Raw genomic sequence first — 16,388 nt, 5'->3', positions numbered from 1 at the left:
TGCTCGGCCTGAGGGTCGACCCAATGCAATTGCGCCCCGCGATCCCCGGCAGGCGATCCGAATTGGTCGCGCAATTTGGTCCCTTGGTGAGGTCTGACTCAAATCCTTGCGCCGCAAGGTGGAGCGGGTAGCGGGAATCGAACCCGCGCGTTCAGCTTGGGAAGCTGACAAGCTACCATTACATCATACCCGCGTCGGCCACCTCGTTAACATGAGGCCCGGGCTGCAAGCAATCGGCAAAGCAGTGCTGCCAATGAAGGCACCCCCTTGACCTCCAGCAGCGCCGCTTGATGGCGGACAAGCGAATGCGTATTTCTGGGCCACGCTGCCGAATCGGGCGGCTCGAACCGGAGAATGGCCTTGTCCGCACTGACGCGCTTTCTTGGCGACACGCCGCTCAGGGTGTTCCTGAAGCTGCTGGTGGTCTCGTTCCTCGTCGGCCTCGTCATGCATGCCTTCGGCTGGTCGCCGATGGACGTCTTCTATGGCATCCGCCAGTTCTTCGTCGATCTGTGGAATCTCGGCTTCCACGCCATCGACCGCTTCCTGGGCTATATCCTGCTCGGCGCGGCGATCGTGGTGCCGGTGTTCATCCTGCTCAGGATCGCCAGCTACAGGAAATAGCTGGGCGTAGCATCACGCATATCGGGAGGCGACCTCGAACAGGATGGCGTGCCGTGCGGCCAGCGCCGGTACGTCGGTCGAGTAGCCGCCGCCGATGACGCCGCAAAACGGCACGCCCTGTTCACGGAAATGGCCGATGACCATGTCTTCGCGAGCGCTGAGGCCACCGTCGCTTAGTGCCAGCCGGCCCAGCCTGTCCTCGGCATGGACATCCACGCCGGCATTGTAGAAGACGAGGTCCCAGCGCCTTTGCCGGGATAGGTCCGGCAGGATGGCGGCGAGCCGCTCGAGATAAGCGCCGTCGCCGGTGCCGTCCGGCAAGGCGACGTCGAGGTCTGAGGCGATCTTGCGCACAGGGTAATTGCGCTCGCCATGCATGGAAAAGGTGAAGGCGCGAGGCTCGTCCTTCAGGATGTCGGCGGTGCCGTCGCCTTGATGCACGTCGAGGTCGACAACCAGCACATTTTCGACGGCGCCTTCGGCCAGCAGCGCCAGCGAGGCGACGGCGACATCGTTGAAGGTGCAGAAGCCGGCGCCTTGCGCGCGCCTGGCATGATGGCTGCCGCCGGCCGCGTTGCAGGCGATGCCGTGTCTCAGCGCCAGCCTGGCGGCCAGCACCGTGCCCGCGGTGGCAAGCTGCGCCCTCAGCGACACGCGCGGACCGACCGGAAAGCCGATCTCGCGCTCTATTGTCTCGGGCACCTGGCAGGCGATTACCTGGTCGACATACTCGGCCGCGTGCGCGAGCTTCAGCCGTGCGGCCGGCGCCGGTTCCGGCATCGAGAGCGCGCCCGGTGCGGCCAGCCCGCGCATATGCAAGGCCTCCATCAAAAGCGGATATTTGCTCATCGGAAAGCGGTGGTTGACGGCGAAGCCGGCGTCATAGTCAGGGTGATGGACGATCTGCAGCGGCATGGATCGGGAGGCCTGCGCCAGCTCTGAGCATTCCAGGAAAAGTGTGAAACGTTTTCCGTCCGGAATGCGTAAGACCAGCAGAAAATTCGGTTGGCAGTTCGGCGGATGGTGGTTGCGTGGCGCCGGCAAACTGAGGCACATCGGGTTCTCGATCAAGCCGCAATCAGCCAGGCAGCAATGGACGCAACCCAAGCCAGCGCCAGATCCTTCGCCGTCACCAACCGCTCGGTGCTGGCGATCGCCGTGCCGATGACGCTTGCCTATCTGACGACGCCTCTGCTCGGCATCGTCGACACGGCGGTGGTCGGCCAGTTCGGCGACGCGGCCTTGCTTGGCGGCCTGGCGGCGGGATCGCTGGTCTTCGACGTCGTCTTCACCACGTTCAACTTCCTGCGCTCCGGCACCACCGGCCTCGTCGCCCAGGCCTTCGGGCGCGGCGATCCGCTGGAGGAACAGGCGGTGCTGTGGCGCGCCGTGCTGATCGCGGTCGTAGCGGGCGTCATACTTGCCGCCCTTGCGCCGCTCTTTGCGGTCGCCGGCCAATGGTTCATGGGCGCCGAGCCGCGCGTCAGCGCGGCGATGTCGGTCTATATTCGCATCAGGCTGCTGGCAGCGCCTTTCTCGCTCATCAACTACGCCATACTGGGCTACGTGCTGGGGCGCGGCGAGGGCGGGCTCGGGCTGATGCTGCAGGCCGTGCTCAACGGCATCAACATCGCGCTCTGCTTCCTGCTCGGCCTCGAGCTTGGCTGGGGCGTTGCCGGCGTCGCCTGGGCGACCGTCACCGGCGAATTCCTGGCCATGCTGCTTGGCCTTGCCATCGTGCTCAACCGTTTCCGCAAGCTGGAGCGGCCGTCACGCCGCCGCATCCTCGACCTCCCGGCCTACCGGCGCATGCTGTCGCTCAACCGCGACATCATGATCCGCTCCTTCTCGCTGCTTGCCGCCTTCGCGCTGTTCACCAGGCAGGGCGCGCAATTCGGCACCGTGACGCTCGCCGCCAACGCCGTGCTGATGAACTTCTTCCTCATCGCCGGCTATTTCCTCGATGGTTTCGCCACCGCCGCGGAGCAACTGGCCGGTCGCGCCATCGGCGCGCATGCGCCTGCCCCGTTCCGGCAGGCCGTCCGGCTGACGCTGATCTGGGGTTTTTGTCTTGCCGGCATCGCCACGCTCATCCTGTTGACCGCCGGCACCAGTCTGGTTGCACTGGTGACGACGTCTCCAGAAGTCCGCGCGGTCGCCGACACCTATCTGCCCTGGGCGGCCTTCACGGCGCTGAGTGGCGTGCTGGCCTTCCAGATGGACGGCGTCTTCATCGGCGCTACCTGGTCGCGCGACATGCGCAACATGATGCTGTTGTCGTTCCTCGTCTTCAGCGCCGCGCTCATCACCCTGGCGCCGGCCTTCGGCAACAACGGGCTCTGGGCGTCGCTGCATGTCTTCCTGCTGGTGCGGGGAGCGAGTTTGCTTGCGGTGCTGAGGCTCAGGGTGCGCACGGCATTTTAGGGCCGATTGTTCAGCTTCGGCTGGGCGCCGGCGTTCTCAGCCCCAGAGATCGGTCGAGAGGTACTTCAGGCCGGAATCGCAAATCACGACAGCGATCGTCTTGCCTGATTGATCGCCGCGCAGGAGACGCAGCGCGGCGGCCACATTCGCTCCCGAGGAGAAGCCGCCAAAGATACCTTCGCTGCGCGCGAGCAGGCGCGTGGCCTCGCGTGCTTCATCGCCGGAAATCTGAAGATAACCATCGACGGGCGCGTTGTTCAGGAATGCCAGGTCCGGCATGGCGTAGCCGCCGCCTTGAATGGGGTGCTCGGGCTGGGTGACCGTCTCGCCCGCGGCGGCCGCGGCCCCCTCGGGCTCGACGATGAAGCACTTGATCAGAGGGTTGCGTTCCTTCAGCGCCCTTGCCACCCCGGCATATGTGCCGCCCGAGCCGATGAAGTCGACGAATGCATCGACGGCGCCATGGCTGGCGTCCCAGATTTCCGGCCCGGTTCCGTGATAATGCGCAAGCCAGTTCCCGTCGCGATGGAACTGGTCGGCGCGGTACGCGCCACGTTCCGCCGCAACCGCTTTGGCGGCCTGCTCGACGAGCGCCAGATCGCCACCCGAGACCTGCCCCGGCACCGACCCCGGCAACTGGTCCACGAGGATGACTTCCGCGCCGAGCGCCGTCATCATGCGTGCACGCTCTTCGGAGTTGCCCTTCGACATCACCGCGACGAAGGGGTAACCCCTGACGGCGCAAATGATGGCGAGCCCCGTGCCCATGTTTCCGGAGGTAAGCTCGACCACCGTTTGACCCGGCTTGATGGCGCCGGATCTCTCGGCCTCCTCGATTATTCCAAGTGCCGCACGGTCCTTCTTGGAAAAGCCCGGATTGAGATATTCCAGCTTTGCGAGGATTGCGCCGTCGACGCCCGCCTGCGCCGTCAGCCTGTCGAGCCGGACCAATGGCGTTCCACCGATCGAGTCCACGACGGAGTCCAGAATTTCGGCCATCGTTTGTCCTCCTGATTGGTGGGAACTCTCAAAGTCGTTCGGACCAGCTTGCGCAGCCGGTGTCGCGCAGCTCGCCGATGGATTTGAGGTGTTCCCTCTCCGCAAAGCGCGCCATGCCGGCAACGATGCGCCCCGGCAGCGCCGGGCCGGCATAGATCATGCCGGTGTAGAGCTGGACGAGGTCGGCGCCGGCGCGGATCTTTTCCAAAGCGGCCTCGGTGGAATCGACGCCGCCGACACCGATAATGGCCATGTCGGGTCCGAGCAGCTTGCGCATGCGGGCCAGCACAGCGGTGGAACGCCCGAACAGCGGCTTGCCCGAAAGGCCGCCGGCTTCACCGGCCGCGGTCGCGCTCCGCAACCCGGTCCGCGCCAGCGTCGTGTTGGAGACGATGACGCCGTCGATTTTCTTCTCGGCGACCTCGGCGGCGATGTCTTCGAGTTCCGCCTCGACGAGATCCGGCGCGATCTTGAGGAAAACCGGCGGCTGCGCCGACGCGGCCGCCCGCGCGGCCATCACCCGCGACAGCAATTCGCCGAGCTGCTCGCGCGCCTGCATGTTGCGAAGGCTTGGCGTGTTGGGCGAGGAGATGTTGACCGTCAGATAGGAGGCATGTTGCGCGAAGCGGGCGACGCCGCGCTCGTAGTCGGCGATGCGGTCGGCGCTGTCCTTGTTGGCGCCGATGTTGACGCCGACGATCCCCGGTCGCCCCTTGCGCGCGGCAAGCCGTTTTTCGGCCGCCGCGTGGCCTTCATTGTTGAAGCCCAGCTGGTTGATCACCGCCTCGTCCGCCGTCAGCCGGAAGATGCGCGGCTTCGGGTTGCCGGGTTGCGGCAGCGGCGTGACGGTGCCGACCTCGGCAAAGCCGAAGCCAAGCCCCAGCAGCGCGTCCGGCACTTCGGCGTTCTTGTCGTAGCCGGCGGCCATGCCGAGCGGGTTCGGGAAATCGAGGCCGCAAAGGCTCAGCTTGAGCCGCGCGTCGCGCGGCGTCGTCGCCCCAACCGGAAGCCCGCAGCGCAGCGCCGCGATCGACAGGCCGTGAGCGGTTTCCGGATCGAAGGAGAAAAGCAGTTTCTGGCCGATCCGGTCGAGCACGCTCATTCGCCCTCCAGCGCCGGGAATTCGTGGCCGCCGGCGCCGTGCGGCAGCGGTTTCACCCAGAGAACAGCATCGAGAGCGAACGCGGCGTAGAGATGCGGGAACAAGGCACCGCCGCGCGACACCTCGTATTTCAGCGCCTCGCCCAGTTTGGTCCCGTCGATGGCGATCAACAGCAGGTCCGTCTGTCCGGCGAAATGCTTGGCCGCCGTCTCGCGCACCTGGCCGGCGGTGGAGAAATGGATGAAGCCGTCGGCGATGTCGATCGGCGCGCCGGTGAAGCGCCCGTTCCTCTCGGCTTCGCGCCAAAGCGCCTCGGGGGCGATCTTGTAGATAATCTGAGACATTGTCGCGCTATAATCCGAACCGAAGGTAGGGGGAAGGCTCAAGCTCGACTCTTCCCCATTTCCGGCGCAAACCTGTGATATGGCGCCTTCACTGGCTCATGGAGGAACAACATGCGTCTGCAGCACATCCTGATCCCCGCGGCGCTTTGCTCGCTGGTTGCCGCTTCCGCCTATTCCGAGGAGACCGACCACTACCGCTTGGAGAAGTCCGCCGACGGTTATGTCCGCATGGACACCCGAACCGGCGCCATGTCGATCTGCGAGGAGCGCTCCGGCCAGCTCGTCTGCAAGATGGCCGCCGACGAACGCGCCGCCTACCAGGACGAGATCGACCGGCTGGACAATTCGGTCAAGGCGCTCGACGCGCGCGTCGCCAAGCTCGAGAATTCGCTCTCCGCCCGGCTGGAATCCAACCTGCCCAGTCAGGAGGATTTCAACAAGTCGCTCGGCTACATGGAGCAGTTCTTCCGGACCTTCAAGGACATCGTCAAGGACATGGACAAGGACGATGGCGACGGCGGCACCAAGCTGAATCAGAAGACCTGAACGGGGCGCGCGGCCGAGCCGTCCTGGGAAAAACCCCGCGCGCGGCCTTTGCCGCTTGAAAACGCGCCGCGTCGCCGCATAATCGGTCCGGTCCCCGCAAGAAGCACACAATGATGATGGGATCGGGGGAGGAATATTTGCCGTCGGGCCACACTTTCGTCATTGCCGACGACCATCCGCTTTTTCGCGGCGCGCTGAAGGAGGCGCTGGCCGGCATCGGCGACGTTGCCGCCATCCATGAGGCCGGCGATTTCGAAAGCGCCAAGGCGCTGGTGCTCGCCAACGAGGATGTCGACATGGTGCTGCTCGACCTGTCGATGCCGGGCGCCAGCGGCCTGTCCGGCCTGATTGCGCTGCGCGGCATCCATCCGGCGGTGCCGCTGGTGGTGGTATCGGCGCATGACGATCCCGTCACCATCCGCCGCGCGCTCGATCTCGGCGCTTCCGGCTTCATCTCCAAATCGGCGAGCATGGAAGAGATACGCGGCGCCGTGCAGGCGGTGCTTGCCGGCGATATCGCCGCGCCCACCGGCGTCGAGCTGGGCGTCGAGCGCGATCCGGAAATCTCCGACCTGATCAAGCGGCTGCAGGCGCTGACGCCACAGCAGACGCGGGTGCTCGGCATGCTGGCGGAGGGCCTGCTCAACAAGCAGATCGCCTATGAGCTCGGCGTTTCCGAAGCCACCATCAAGGCGCATGTCTCGGCCATCCTGCAGAAGCTCGGCGTCGATAGCCGCACCCAGGCCGTCATCCAGCTTTCGAAGATCGGCGGCGACCCGCTGCAGCCGGTTGGCTGATCATTCCGCCGCCGGCGCCAGCGGCCTGACGCGCGCCATCATCGAGCGCAGCACCGCCGGCTTCAGCGGCTTGTTGACGAGCGGAATGTCGAGCCGGCCGGCAGCCGCGCGCACCTCGCTGGAGCGGTCGGCGGTGACCAGCACGCAGGCAAGGTCCCGTCCGTAGGCGGTGCGCAATGTGGCGATCGCATCGAGCCCGGTGCCGCCGTCGAGATGATAGTCGGCAAGCACCAGGTCCGGCTTCGGCGCGCCAGGCTTCAAGAGATCGCCTGATCCCGAAGCCGTCTCGACATGGCATCCCCAGCCTTCGAGCAGCAGCCGCATGCCGTCGAGGATGCGCGCGTCATTGTCGATGCACAGCACATTGAGCCCGGCAAGCGTCGAGGCGGAGCGGGCCGGCGCTTTGCCGGCCTCGCGCGGCGGCGCGGCGACCGCCGCGACCGGCAGAATGACGGAAAAACGCGTGCCCCTGCCGGGGTTGGAGTAGATGCGGATCTCGAGCCTCAGCACCCTGGCGATACGGTCGACGATGGAGAGCCCCAGGCCAAGGCCTTCGGCCTCGCGCACGCCCTCGTCGAGGCGCGTGAACTCGTGGAAGACCGTGTTGAGCTTGTCGCCGGCAATGCCGATGCCGGTGTCGATCACCTGGATCTCGGCCAGTTCGCCGCGTCGCCGCACTCCAACCAGGATGCGGCCCTGGCGCGTGTATTTGATGGCGTTGGAAACGAGGTTCTGGATCAGCCGGCGCAGCAGGTTGCGGTCGGTCATGACGCCGAGCGAGGATGGGATGATCGTGAGCTCGAGCTTCTTCTCAGCGGCAAGCGGGCGGAAATCATTGCCGATCTGGCCGAGCAGTCCGCCGAGGTTGAAGGCGCCGTTCTCGGGCTTCATGGCGCCGGCGTCGAGCCGCGAGATGTCGAGCACGGCGCCGAGGATAGTCTCGACCGATTCCAGCGAGGATTCGATATTGACCGCGGCCTTGCCGGCCGGTCCCTTGCCCGCCTTCTCGATCAGCGACGAGCAATAGAGCCGGGCGGCGTTGAGCGGCTGCAGGATGTCGTGACCGGCGGCGGCCAGGAAGCGCGTCTTGCCGAGATTGGCTTCCTCGGCCAGCATCTGCGCCTGCGCCAGCTCCTCGTTGACGCGCGTGAGCTCGATGGTGCGGGTCTTGACCCGCTGCTCCAGCGATTCATTGGCCCGCTTCAGCGCCAGGTCCTGCTCGACGCGGCCGGAAATGTCGGCATAGGTGGCGACGATGCCGCCGTCGGGCATCGGGTTGGAGCGCAACTCCAGGATGCGGCCGCTGGTCTTCAGCTCCATTTGCCACGGGCCGGCGAAACTGGTCAGCCGGTTGAGCGTCGTCACGCGCTGGTCGGCGGGAATGTCGCCGCGCTCGGCGAGATGGCGCAGGATCCGGTCGAGCGAGACGCCGACCTGGCCCATCTCGTCCGGCAGGTCGAACAGCAGCCGGTATTGCCGGTTCCAGCAGATCAACCGGAAATCGCGATCGAAGACGGTGATGCCTTGCTCCATCTGGTCGAGCGCGATCTGAAGCAAGTCGCGATTGTGCTGCAGCGCTTCGGTGGCGTCGTCGAGCAGCTTGAAGGCATCCTTGGAGTCGCGGTCGTTGCGGCGGAAGAGCAGCGACAGGATCAGCCGCGCCGAGGAAGAGCCGACGGCGCTTGCCAGCAGTTGCTCCGAGAAGCGGATGACATCCATGCTGGCCTGTTCGGTACCGTGCAGGGAGACTTTCGCGTCCCTTTCGAAGGATTGGAACGAGCGCTCCGTGCGCTCGACGCCGAGATAGCGCGAGATCGTATCCTTCAGGTCGTTGACGGTGACGGCAGTGCGGAAGCGCCTGAGGCTCGGCATCGGGCCGGCCTCGCGCGGCACGAAGATCGCCGCCTGGATGCGCTCCAGCGGCACGGATGCGCGGGAGAGGGAGCCGAGGACAAAAAACAGCGCGTTGACCGAGAGGCTCCACAGCACGCCATGGTTCAGCGGCTCGCCGACGGTGCCGAACAGCGCCTGCGGCCTCAGCGCCTCGAAGCCGAACAGGCCGTGGACGACGATGTCGGAAGCGGGACCGACGAGCGAGGGGAGCAGCAGCGTGTAACCCCAGACGGCGATGCCGGCGACCATGCCGAGCGCGGCGCCCCGGCCATTGGCGCGGCGCCAGATCAGGCCGCCGATCAGCGCGGGCGAGAATTGGGCGATCGCGGCAAAAGACATCAGGCCGATCGAGGACAGCCGCGCGCTGTTGGTGCTCTCGCGATAATAGAGGAAGGCGATGAACAGCATGATGAAGATCGAGGCGCGGCGCACATTGAGGATGAGCGTCGACCAGTCCTCGTTCTCCGAGGAACTGGTCTTGAGCACGCGCCGCACGAACAGCGGGATGACGAGATCGTTGGAGATCATGATCGACAGCGCGACGCTCTCGACGATCACCATGGCGGTCGCCGCCGACAGGCCGCCGACAAAGGCGGCCATCGCCAGCAGGTCATGCCCGCTGAGCAGCGGCAGCGACAGCACGTAAAGGTCGCTGCTGGTCCTGGCGCCGACCAGCGACAGGCCGGCAAAGGCGATCGGCAGCACGAAGAGGTTGATCGCCACCAGGTAGAGCGGGAACACCCAGGTCGCCGTGCGCAACTCCGCCTCGCTGCGGTTCTCAACGATGGTGACGTAGAACTGTCGTGGCAGCATCAGCACGGCAAAGCCGCTCAGGCCGGTCAGCACCAGCCAGGTGGCCAAAGAGGTGCTGTAGCTCATGGCCTGGCGCACCTGGCCGTTTCCGGCGAGCTTGGCGAACATGTCGCCGGGCCCGCCGAAGATCAGGAACGTCACCATCAGGCCGATGGCGAGAAAGGCGGCGAGCTTGACCACGGTCTCGACCGCCACCGCGAGCACCAGGCCGTCCTGATGTTCCGTGGCGTCGGCATGGCGGGTGCCGAACAGCACAGCGAACAGCGCCAAAAGCATCGCCACCACGAGCGAGATATCGCTGACGAACGGATCGAAGGAGGGCGGAGAGCCGGTATAGTGCTCGACCATCAGGCTGACGGAGCCCGAGATCGCCTTCAGCTGCAGCGCGATATAGGGCACCGCGCCGATGGTCGCGATCAGCGTCGCGATCGCCGCGACGGTGAAGCTCTTGCCGTAGCGGGCGCCGAGGAAGTCGGCGATCGAGGTGATCTTCTCGCTTTTTGCCAGCCGGATCATGCGGCTGAGCAGCGGGAAGCCGAACACGAAGACCAGCACCGGGCCTGTATAGATGCCGAGGAATTCGAGGCCGCGCTCGGAGGAAAGGCCGACCGAGCCGAAAAAGGTCCAGGACGTGCAATAGATGGCGAGGCTGAGCGCATAGATGAAGGGCCGTGCCCGGCCCAGGCCGATAGTAGCCGCACGCCGGTCGCCGACGCTGGCGATGGCGAAAAGCAGCGTCACATAGGCGATCGCGATGATGACGACGAACCAGCCTAACACGGTCCGCACTTCCTCCCTGGCCGTTTGCCTCCTCCGGCAATCACGACGCAACCACAGCCTGGCGCCTGAGTCCATCGCGGCTTTCGGCGCATATGTGCTTGATGACGTTGCGTAAACACAAAGCGGTGCTTTGGCCTATTTTCCGGTTTTGCAACTGGGGGTTTTTGTTAAGGTGGCCTGGGGCCGGCGCCGAAGGACATTGGTGAGGCGGCAGCGCGGTCCGTCACGGAGGGTCGAATGCTGAAAGAATTCCAGGAATTCATTTCCAAGGGCAATGTGATGGACTTGGCCGTGGGCGTCATCATCGGCGCCGCCTTCGGCAAGATCGTCGATTCCTTGGTCAACGACATCATCATGCCGATCGTCGGCGCGATTTTCGGCGGGCTGGACTTCAACAATTACTTCTTCGGACTGTCCTCGAACGTTCATTCGACCGCGCTGGTCGATGCCAAGAAAGAGGGCGCGGTCTTCGCCTATGGCAGCTTCATCACCGTGGTGCTGAACTTCCTGATCCTTGCCTTTATTATCTTCCTGATGGTCAAGGCCGTGAACAATATGCGCAAGCGTCTGGAGCGCGAAAAGCCCGCGCCTGCCGCTGCGCCACCGCCGGCCGACGTGCAGTTGCTGACCGAAATCCGCGACCTGCTCGCGAAACGGTAACTCCGCAACGAGCGCCCTGGACCAAAACCCCGGCCGCTTGCGGCCGGGGTTTTCTGTTTGCGGCTGTCGTAAAAGAGGCTAGCAGTCACGAAAAACCGGACGGATTCTTGCATGACCCTGATCCAGACCTTGCGCACCGAAGCCCGAGCCGCACCCGAAAGCGGCATAGTCGCCGTCGTCAATCACGGCCGCCTGCGCGAAGGCCTGATCCCGCTCTGGGCCGGTGAGGGCGATCTGCCGACTCCTTCCTTCATCAGCGATGCCGCCGCCAAAGGGCTGGCCGACGGCGAGACGTTCTACACCTGGCAGAAGGGTATTCCCGCGCTCAGGCAGGCGCTCGCCCGCTACTACGCCAGGCATTTCGGCGGGACCTTCGCCGAGGAAGAGTTCATCGTCACCGGATCCGGCATGCATGCCATCCAGCTGGCCATCGACGCGATCGCTGGCAGCGGCGACGAGGTGATCTATCTCTCGCCCGCCTGGCCGAACTTCGCCGCGGCCGCCGGCGTGGCGGGCGCCGTGCCGGTGCCGGTCACCCTCGACCAGTCCGGCAATGGCTGGTTCTGCGATGTCGACAAGATCGCCTCCGCGATCACGCCGCGCACGAAGCTGTTGTTCATCAACACGCCGTCCAACCCGACCGGCTGGACGGCCGACAAGGAGACGCTCCAGGCGATTCTCGATCTCGCCCGCCAAAAGGGCCTGTGGATCATTGCCGACGAGATCTATTCGTTGTTCCACTACGGCCATGGCCGCGCGCCGTCTTTCCTTGACGTGGCCACGCCCGAGGACCGCATCCTGTTCGTCAACAGTTTCTCCAAGAATTGGGCGATGACCGGCTGGCGCGTCGGCTGGATCAAGACCCATCCCGCCTTGCAGCAGGTGTTCGAAAACCTGATCCAGTACTCGACCTCGGGCGTCGCCCAGTTCATGCAACGCGGCGCGGTCGCCGCCCTTGACGAGGGCGACGGCTTCATCGCCGAACAGGTGGAGCGCGCTCGGGCCGCCCGCGATCTCGTCTGCGGCATTCTGGGCGAAACCGGCAAGGCGCGCTTCACCGTGCCGCAGGGCGCCTTCTACCTGTTCTTCAGGGTCGACGGCCTCACCGATGCCCGAAAAGCCGCCTTCGACATCGTCGACAACGCCAATGTCGGCCTGGCGCCCGGCACTGCCTTCGGCCCCGGCGGCGAAGCCTTCCTCAGACTATGCTTCCACCGCCGCCTCGATCAGCTCGAGGAAGCGGCGCATCGTTTGGCGAGGTGGATGAAGACGGTGTGAGGTCGAAGTCGGGCGGGAAGTGTTTGTTTGCGAACCCTTTTTCTGCACCGCTTCGTTCTTGGGCAGACGTGACGTCAGCCGCCTGACTTCGGCACCAGGAGCGGAATGATCCGATCGGTCTTGGCGACGGCGGGACGGCCGGAGCTGGCATAGGGAATGCCCAGCGCATCCCAGGTCTCGACCAGCGCGTCCTGCAATTCGGCGATCAGCGCGTCCGAATGGAACGGCGTCGGCGTGATGCGCAGCCGCTCGGTGCCGCGCGGCACCGTCGGATAGTTGATCGGCTGGATGTAGATGCCGTGCACGCCGAGCAGGCGGTCGCTGGCCATCTTGCAAAGCTCGGGGTCGCCGACCAGCACCGGCACGATATGGGTGGCCGATTCCATCACCGGCAAGCCGGCCGCCGCAAGCACCTGCTTGGTGCGCGCCGCCTGGCGTTGCTGTGCGTCGCGCTCGACCTGCGAGCGTTTGAGGTGGCGGATAGAGGCGGTGGTGGCGGCGGCGATGGCCGGCGGCAGCGCGGTGGTGAAGATGAAGCCCGGCGCATAGGAACGCACGGCGTCGATCACCGCGCTGGTGCCGGTGATGTAGCCGCCCAGCGTGCCGAAGGCCTTGGCCAGCGTGCCCTGGATGATGTCGATGCGGTCGGCCAGGCCTTCGCGCTCGGTGATGCCGCCGCCGCGCGGTCCGTACATGCCGACGGCATGGACCTCGTCGATATAGGTCATGGCGTTGTAGCGTTCGGCGAGCTCGACGATCTGCTTGATCGGCGCGATGTCGCCGTCCATCGAATAGACGCTTTCGAAGACGATCAGCTTGGCGCGTTCGCGCCCGGCCGCCTGCAGCAGGCTTTCCAGATGCGCGACGTCGTTGTGGCGGAAGATCTTCTTTTCCGCGCCCGAGCGCCGCACGCCTTCGATCATCGAGGCATGGTTCAGCTCGTCCGAGATGATCAGGCAGTTGGGGAGCAGCCGCGCGATGGTCGAGATCGAGGCCTCGTTGGAGACGAAGCCTGAGGTGAAGACAAGGGCTGCTTCCTTGTCGTGCAGGTCGGCGAGCTCATGCTCCAGCTCGACCAGCGGGTTGGACGTGCCGGAGATGTTGCGGGTGCCACCGGCGCCCGAACCCATCCTGCCGGCCGCGCTCTGGAAGGCGGCGATGACATCTTCGTTCTGGCCCATGCCGAGATAGTCGTTGGAGCACCAAACGGTGATTTCTTGGGCACGGCCGTTGGAACGCCAGATGGCGCGCGGGAACTTGCCCACCATGCGCTCGAGGTCGGCGAAAACGCGATAGCGACGCTCGGCGTGGAGCTGGTCGATCGCATCTTCGAAGAACCGCTGGTAATTCATGTCGGCTTCCCAATTTTGCGGCGGATCATAGTCACTGCCCCATGCCACGTCCACCGGACCCAACCGGTCAAAATGCCACGCCTTTACCCTGTTCCTAACGATGCCGGATCGTGGCCTATTCCTGGCTGTTTGAAGCAGCTTTGTTTCAGTACGATGCCTCGGGCGGGAGGAACTGTTACGGACTTAACATTGTAGGGAGGCCAATGCATATCGCCCAAAAGTGCACAGCGGTTTGGGCGAACGACATAGGCTTTGACGGGCTTGCGGCGGGGTTTCCAGCACGGTGGCTGTTGAGACAGTTTCCGATAAATCTTGATCAGCGAGGTAGATGATGACGGTTTTGGTGACGGGCGGTGCCGGTTATATCGGCAGCCACATGGTCTGGGAACTGCTGGACGCCGGCGAGAGCGTCGTGGTGCTCGACCGGCTTTCCACCGGCTTCGAATGGGCGGTGGCCCCGGAAGCTAGGTTGGTCGTCGGCGATGTCGCCGATCGTGACCTGGTCGGCCGGATCATCCGCGACAACAAGGTCGATGCCATCATCCACTTCGCCGGTTCGATCGTCGTGCCGGAATCGGTCGCCGACCCGCTCGGTTACTACGAGAACAACACCTGCAAGACCCGCACGCTGATCGAAACCGCGGTGCGCGAAGGCGTGCCGCATTTCATCTTCTCCTCCACCGCCGCCGTCTATGGCGGCGCCGGGCTGGAGCCGGTGCGCGAGGATGCCCGCCTTGCGCCGGAATCGCCCTATGGCCTTTCCAAGCTGATGAGCGAGTGGATGCTGCGCGATGCCGCCCTGGCGCACGACATCCGCTACACGGCGCTGCGCTATTTCAACGTCGCCGGCGCCGATCCAAAGGGCCGCACCGGACAGTCGACGCCAGGCGCCACGCATCTGATCAAGGTCGCCTGCGAGACCGCGCTCGGCAAGCGCCCCTTCATGCAGGTCTTCGGCAATGACTATCCGACGCCGGACGGCACCTGCATGCGCGACTACATCCATGTCAGCGATCTCGCCGCCGCGCACCGGCTGGCGCTGCAGCGGCTGCGCGCCGGTGGCGAGAGCCTCGTCGCCAATTGCGGCTACAGCCACGGCTATTCCGTGCTCGAGGTGATAGACAGCGTGCGCCGCGCCTTCGGCCATGACTTCGATGTGCGCATGGGGGACCGCCGGCCGGGCGACGCCGCCGCCGTGGTCGCCAATTCCGAGCTTGCCCGCAACGAACTCGGCTGGACGCCGCAGCGTGACGATCTCGACTTGATCGTCAACGATGCGCTGGCCTGGGAACGCATTCTGACGACCAAGAACTCCGTTCGAACCTGAGCAATTCCGGGAAAAGTGTGTAGCGGTTGGGTTCGGCGACTTCGCCGTAGCCTTCCCTCCGGAATTGCGTAATGAAACTGAGCTGTTGGGCCAAGGGCTCGTCCGGCGTCTTTAGACGCGGTATTGAGCCTCATGCAGCGGTGCGTCGAGGCGCGCTGCCCTGTTCGATCCTGAGGGGACAGCATGAAGGTCTTGGTTCTCGGCGCCGGGGTGGTTGGCACGGCGGCCGCCTATTATTTGGCAAAGGACGGTCATGAGGTGACGGTGATCGAGCGCCACGAAGCGGCGGCGCGCGGCACCAGCCAGTCGAATGCCGGCCTGGTCTCGCCGGGCGACGCAACCGCCTGGGCCTCGCCGGCCGCGCTGAAGACCTTCCTGCGCGCGCTCTGGAACCACGACCTCGGCATCAAGGTCAGGCTGCGCCTCGATCCCTATTTCTATGCCTGGAGCCTGCGTTTCCTGCGCGAATGCACGGTGAAGCGCCTGCGCGCCAACACCGATATCAAGCTCAGGCTGGCACTCCACTCCCGCGATTGCATCAACGCGCTCTCGGAGGAAACCGGCATCCATTACGACGAGCGCAGGAAGGGCATTCTCTACTTCTTCCGATCGCAAAAGAGCGTCGACACCGGCACCGACAATTACCGCTATCTCGGCGAGCACGGCCTGCCGATCGAGATCGTCGGCCGCGAGCGCCTGGTCGAGCTGGAACCGGGCCTTGCCGGCGTGAAGGAAAAGATCGCCGGCGGCATCTATTCGCCGATCGACCAGACCGGCGATTCCAAGCAGTTCACCGACAGGCTCGCGGCCTATGCCGCCGAGAAGCTCGGCGTCAAATTCCTGTTCGGCACGACGGTCCAGGGCCTCGACATCGAGGGCGACCGGGTGCGCGCCGTCATGACTTCGGCCGGCCCGCTCGCCGGCGACGCCATCGTCATCTCCATGGGGCCGGAAAGCGGCCTGCTCGGCCGCCGCTACGGCATCGACCTGCCGGTCTATCCGGTGAAAGGCTACACCGCGACGATTCCCCTCGAAGACGAAAGCAAGGGGCCGACCATGGGCGGCGCCGACGAGGACCGGCTGATCGGCTATTCGAGGCTCGGCAACCGCCTGCGCATGTCCTCGACGGCCGAATTCACCGGCTTCGACCGCAGCTTCAAGCCCGGCGATTTCAGAACCATCCTGGAAACCGGAAAGGACCTTTTCCCGGGCGCCTTCGACGAGAAGAAGGCCGTGCTGTGGGCAGGCCTGCGGCCGATGATGCCGAACTCGGTGCCGGTTATCGGCCAGGCGAAATACCGCAATCTCTATCTCGATACCGGCCACGGCCATGTCGGCTGGACTATGGCCTGCGGCTCGGGACAGTTCCTCGCCGACGTCGTTGCCGGCCGCAAGCCGCAGATCGATCCGCAGGGATTGCTCTACGGGACGGCGCGCTGAGCCGGCTTA

General features: G+C 65.1%; 14 protein-coding genes and 1 tRNA gene. 8 read left to right on the top strand and 7 right to left on the bottom strand.

All coding sequences use genetic code 11. The features are described from left to right. Positions 1 to 119: 119 nt before the first annotated feature. Positions 120 to 193 (bottom strand) — tRNA-Gly (locus tag FJ417_RS01085). Positions 194 to 354: 161 nt separating this feature from the next. Here FJ417_RS01085 and FJ417_RS01080 point away from each other — a divergent pair. Further along, positions 355 to 624, top strand: a complete 270-nt coding sequence (locus FJ417_RS01080; RefSeq protein WP_181166832.1) for a DUF6460 domain-containing protein — start codon at positions 355 to 357, stop codon at positions 622 to 624. A gap of 12 nt (positions 625 to 636) precedes the next feature. Here the strand turns inward: FJ417_RS01080 and FJ417_RS01075 are convergent, their stop codons facing one another. Further along, positions 637 to 1,539, bottom strand: a complete 903-nt coding sequence (locus FJ417_RS01075; protein ID WP_140782168.1) for a histone deacetylase — start codon at positions 1,537 to 1,539, stop codon at positions 637 to 639. Positions 1,540 to 1,716: 177 nt separating this feature from the next. On the opposite strand from FJ417_RS01075, the gene FJ417_RS01070 reads away from it, so the two are divergent. After that, positions 1,717 to 3,048 (top strand): MATE family efflux transporter, encoded by a 1,332-nt coding sequence (locus FJ417_RS01070; protein WP_140782167.1) that lies wholly within the window; start codon positions 1,717 to 1,719, stop codon positions 3,046 to 3,048. Between the two features lie 36 nt (positions 3,049 to 3,084). Here FJ417_RS01070 and FJ417_RS01065 read toward each other — a convergent pair whose 3' ends face one another. The 3 genes from FJ417_RS01065 to FJ417_RS01055 are packed head-to-tail and all read right to left on the bottom strand — an operon-like array spanning position 3,085 to position 5,493. Beyond that, on the bottom strand, positions 3,085 to 4,047 hold the full coding sequence (locus tag FJ417_RS01065) for a cysteine synthase family protein (protein WP_140782166.1): 963 nt from the start codon (positions 4,045 to 4,047) through the stop codon (positions 3,085 to 3,087). Positions 4,048 to 4,075: 28 nt separating this feature from the next. Continuing rightward, positions 4,076 to 5,149 (bottom strand): quinone-dependent dihydroorotate dehydrogenase, encoded by a 1,074-nt coding sequence (locus tag FJ417_RS01060; RefSeq protein ID WP_140782165.1) that lies wholly within the window; start codon positions 5,147 to 5,149, stop codon positions 4,076 to 4,078. Then, on the bottom strand, positions 5,146 to 5,493 hold the full coding sequence (locus FJ417_RS01055) for a DUF952 domain-containing protein (RefSeq protein WP_140782164.1): 348 nt from the start codon (positions 5,491 to 5,493) through the stop codon (positions 5,146 to 5,148). Before FJ417_RS01055 ends, FJ417_RS01060 begins: the two co-directional genes overlap by 4 nt. 111 nt (positions 5,494 to 5,604) lie before the next feature. Between FJ417_RS01055 and FJ417_RS01050 the strand changes: the two genes are divergently transcribed. Both FJ417_RS01050 and FJ417_RS01045 read left to right on the top strand, forming a co-directional pair. Further along, a complete protein-coding gene (locus FJ417_RS01050; protein ID WP_140647389.1) occupies positions 5,605 to 6,039 on the top strand; it encodes a hypothetical protein in 435 nt (144 codons plus the stop codon). Between the two features lie 137 nt (positions 6,040 to 6,176). Further along, complete coding sequence (locus FJ417_RS01045) at positions 6,177 to 6,836, top strand: response regulator transcription factor (RefSeq protein ID WP_140647413.1); 660 nt, start codon at positions 6,177 to 6,179, stop codon at positions 6,834 to 6,836. Here the strand turns inward: FJ417_RS01045 and FJ417_RS01040 are convergent, their stop codons facing one another. After that, entirely contained in the window at positions 6,837 to 10,322 is a 3,486-nt protein-coding gene (locus FJ417_RS01040) for a PAS-domain containing protein (protein WP_181183128.1), read from the bottom strand. 237 nt (positions 10,323 to 10,559) lie between these two features. Between FJ417_RS01040 and mscL the strand changes: the two genes are divergently transcribed. Next, entirely contained in the window at positions 10,560 to 10,982 is a 423-nt protein-coding gene (gene mscL / locus FJ417_RS01035; RefSeq protein WP_140647391.1) for a large conductance mechanosensitive channel protein MscL, read from the top strand. A 111-nt stretch (positions 10,983 to 11,093) separates the two neighbouring features. Further along, on the top strand, positions 11,094 to 12,260 hold the full coding sequence (locus FJ417_RS01030; RefSeq protein ID WP_140782162.1) for a pyridoxal phosphate-dependent aminotransferase: 1,167 nt from the start codon (positions 11,094 to 11,096) through the stop codon (positions 12,258 to 12,260). Between the two features lie 74 nt (positions 12,261 to 12,334). Here FJ417_RS01030 and hemA read toward each other — a convergent pair whose 3' ends face one another. Beyond that, entirely contained in the window at positions 12,335 to 13,612 is a 1,278-nt protein-coding gene (gene hemA / locus FJ417_RS01025) for a 5-aminolevulinate synthase (protein ID WP_140782161.1), read from the bottom strand. Positions 13,613 to 13,943: 331 nt separating this feature from the next. Here hemA and galE point away from each other — a divergent pair, with 331 nt between their 5' ends. Both galE and FJ417_RS01015 read left to right on the top strand, forming a co-directional pair. Continuing rightward, the gene (gene galE / locus FJ417_RS01020) at positions 13,944 to 14,939 is read left to right on the top strand and encodes a UDP-glucose 4-epimerase GalE (protein ID WP_140706301.1); all 996 of its coding nucleotides are present in this window, start codon (positions 13,944 to 13,946) and stop codon (positions 14,937 to 14,939) included. Between the two features lie 183 nt (positions 14,940 to 15,122). Next, a complete protein-coding gene (locus FJ417_RS01015; protein WP_140706299.1) occupies positions 15,123 to 16,379 on the top strand; it encodes a D-amino acid dehydrogenase in 1,257 nt (418 codons plus the stop codon). Positions 16,380 to 16,388 lie beyond the last annotated feature (9 nt).

This window comes from Mesorhizobium sp. B3-1-7, assembly GCF_006439385.1.
In the GTDB taxonomy this organism is placed as follows: domain Bacteria; phylum Pseudomonadota; class Alphaproteobacteria; order Rhizobiales; family Rhizobiaceae; genus Mesorhizobium.
Note: the sequence above shows the minus strand (reverse complement) of the source record. Positions and strands in the feature narration are given on the sequence as shown.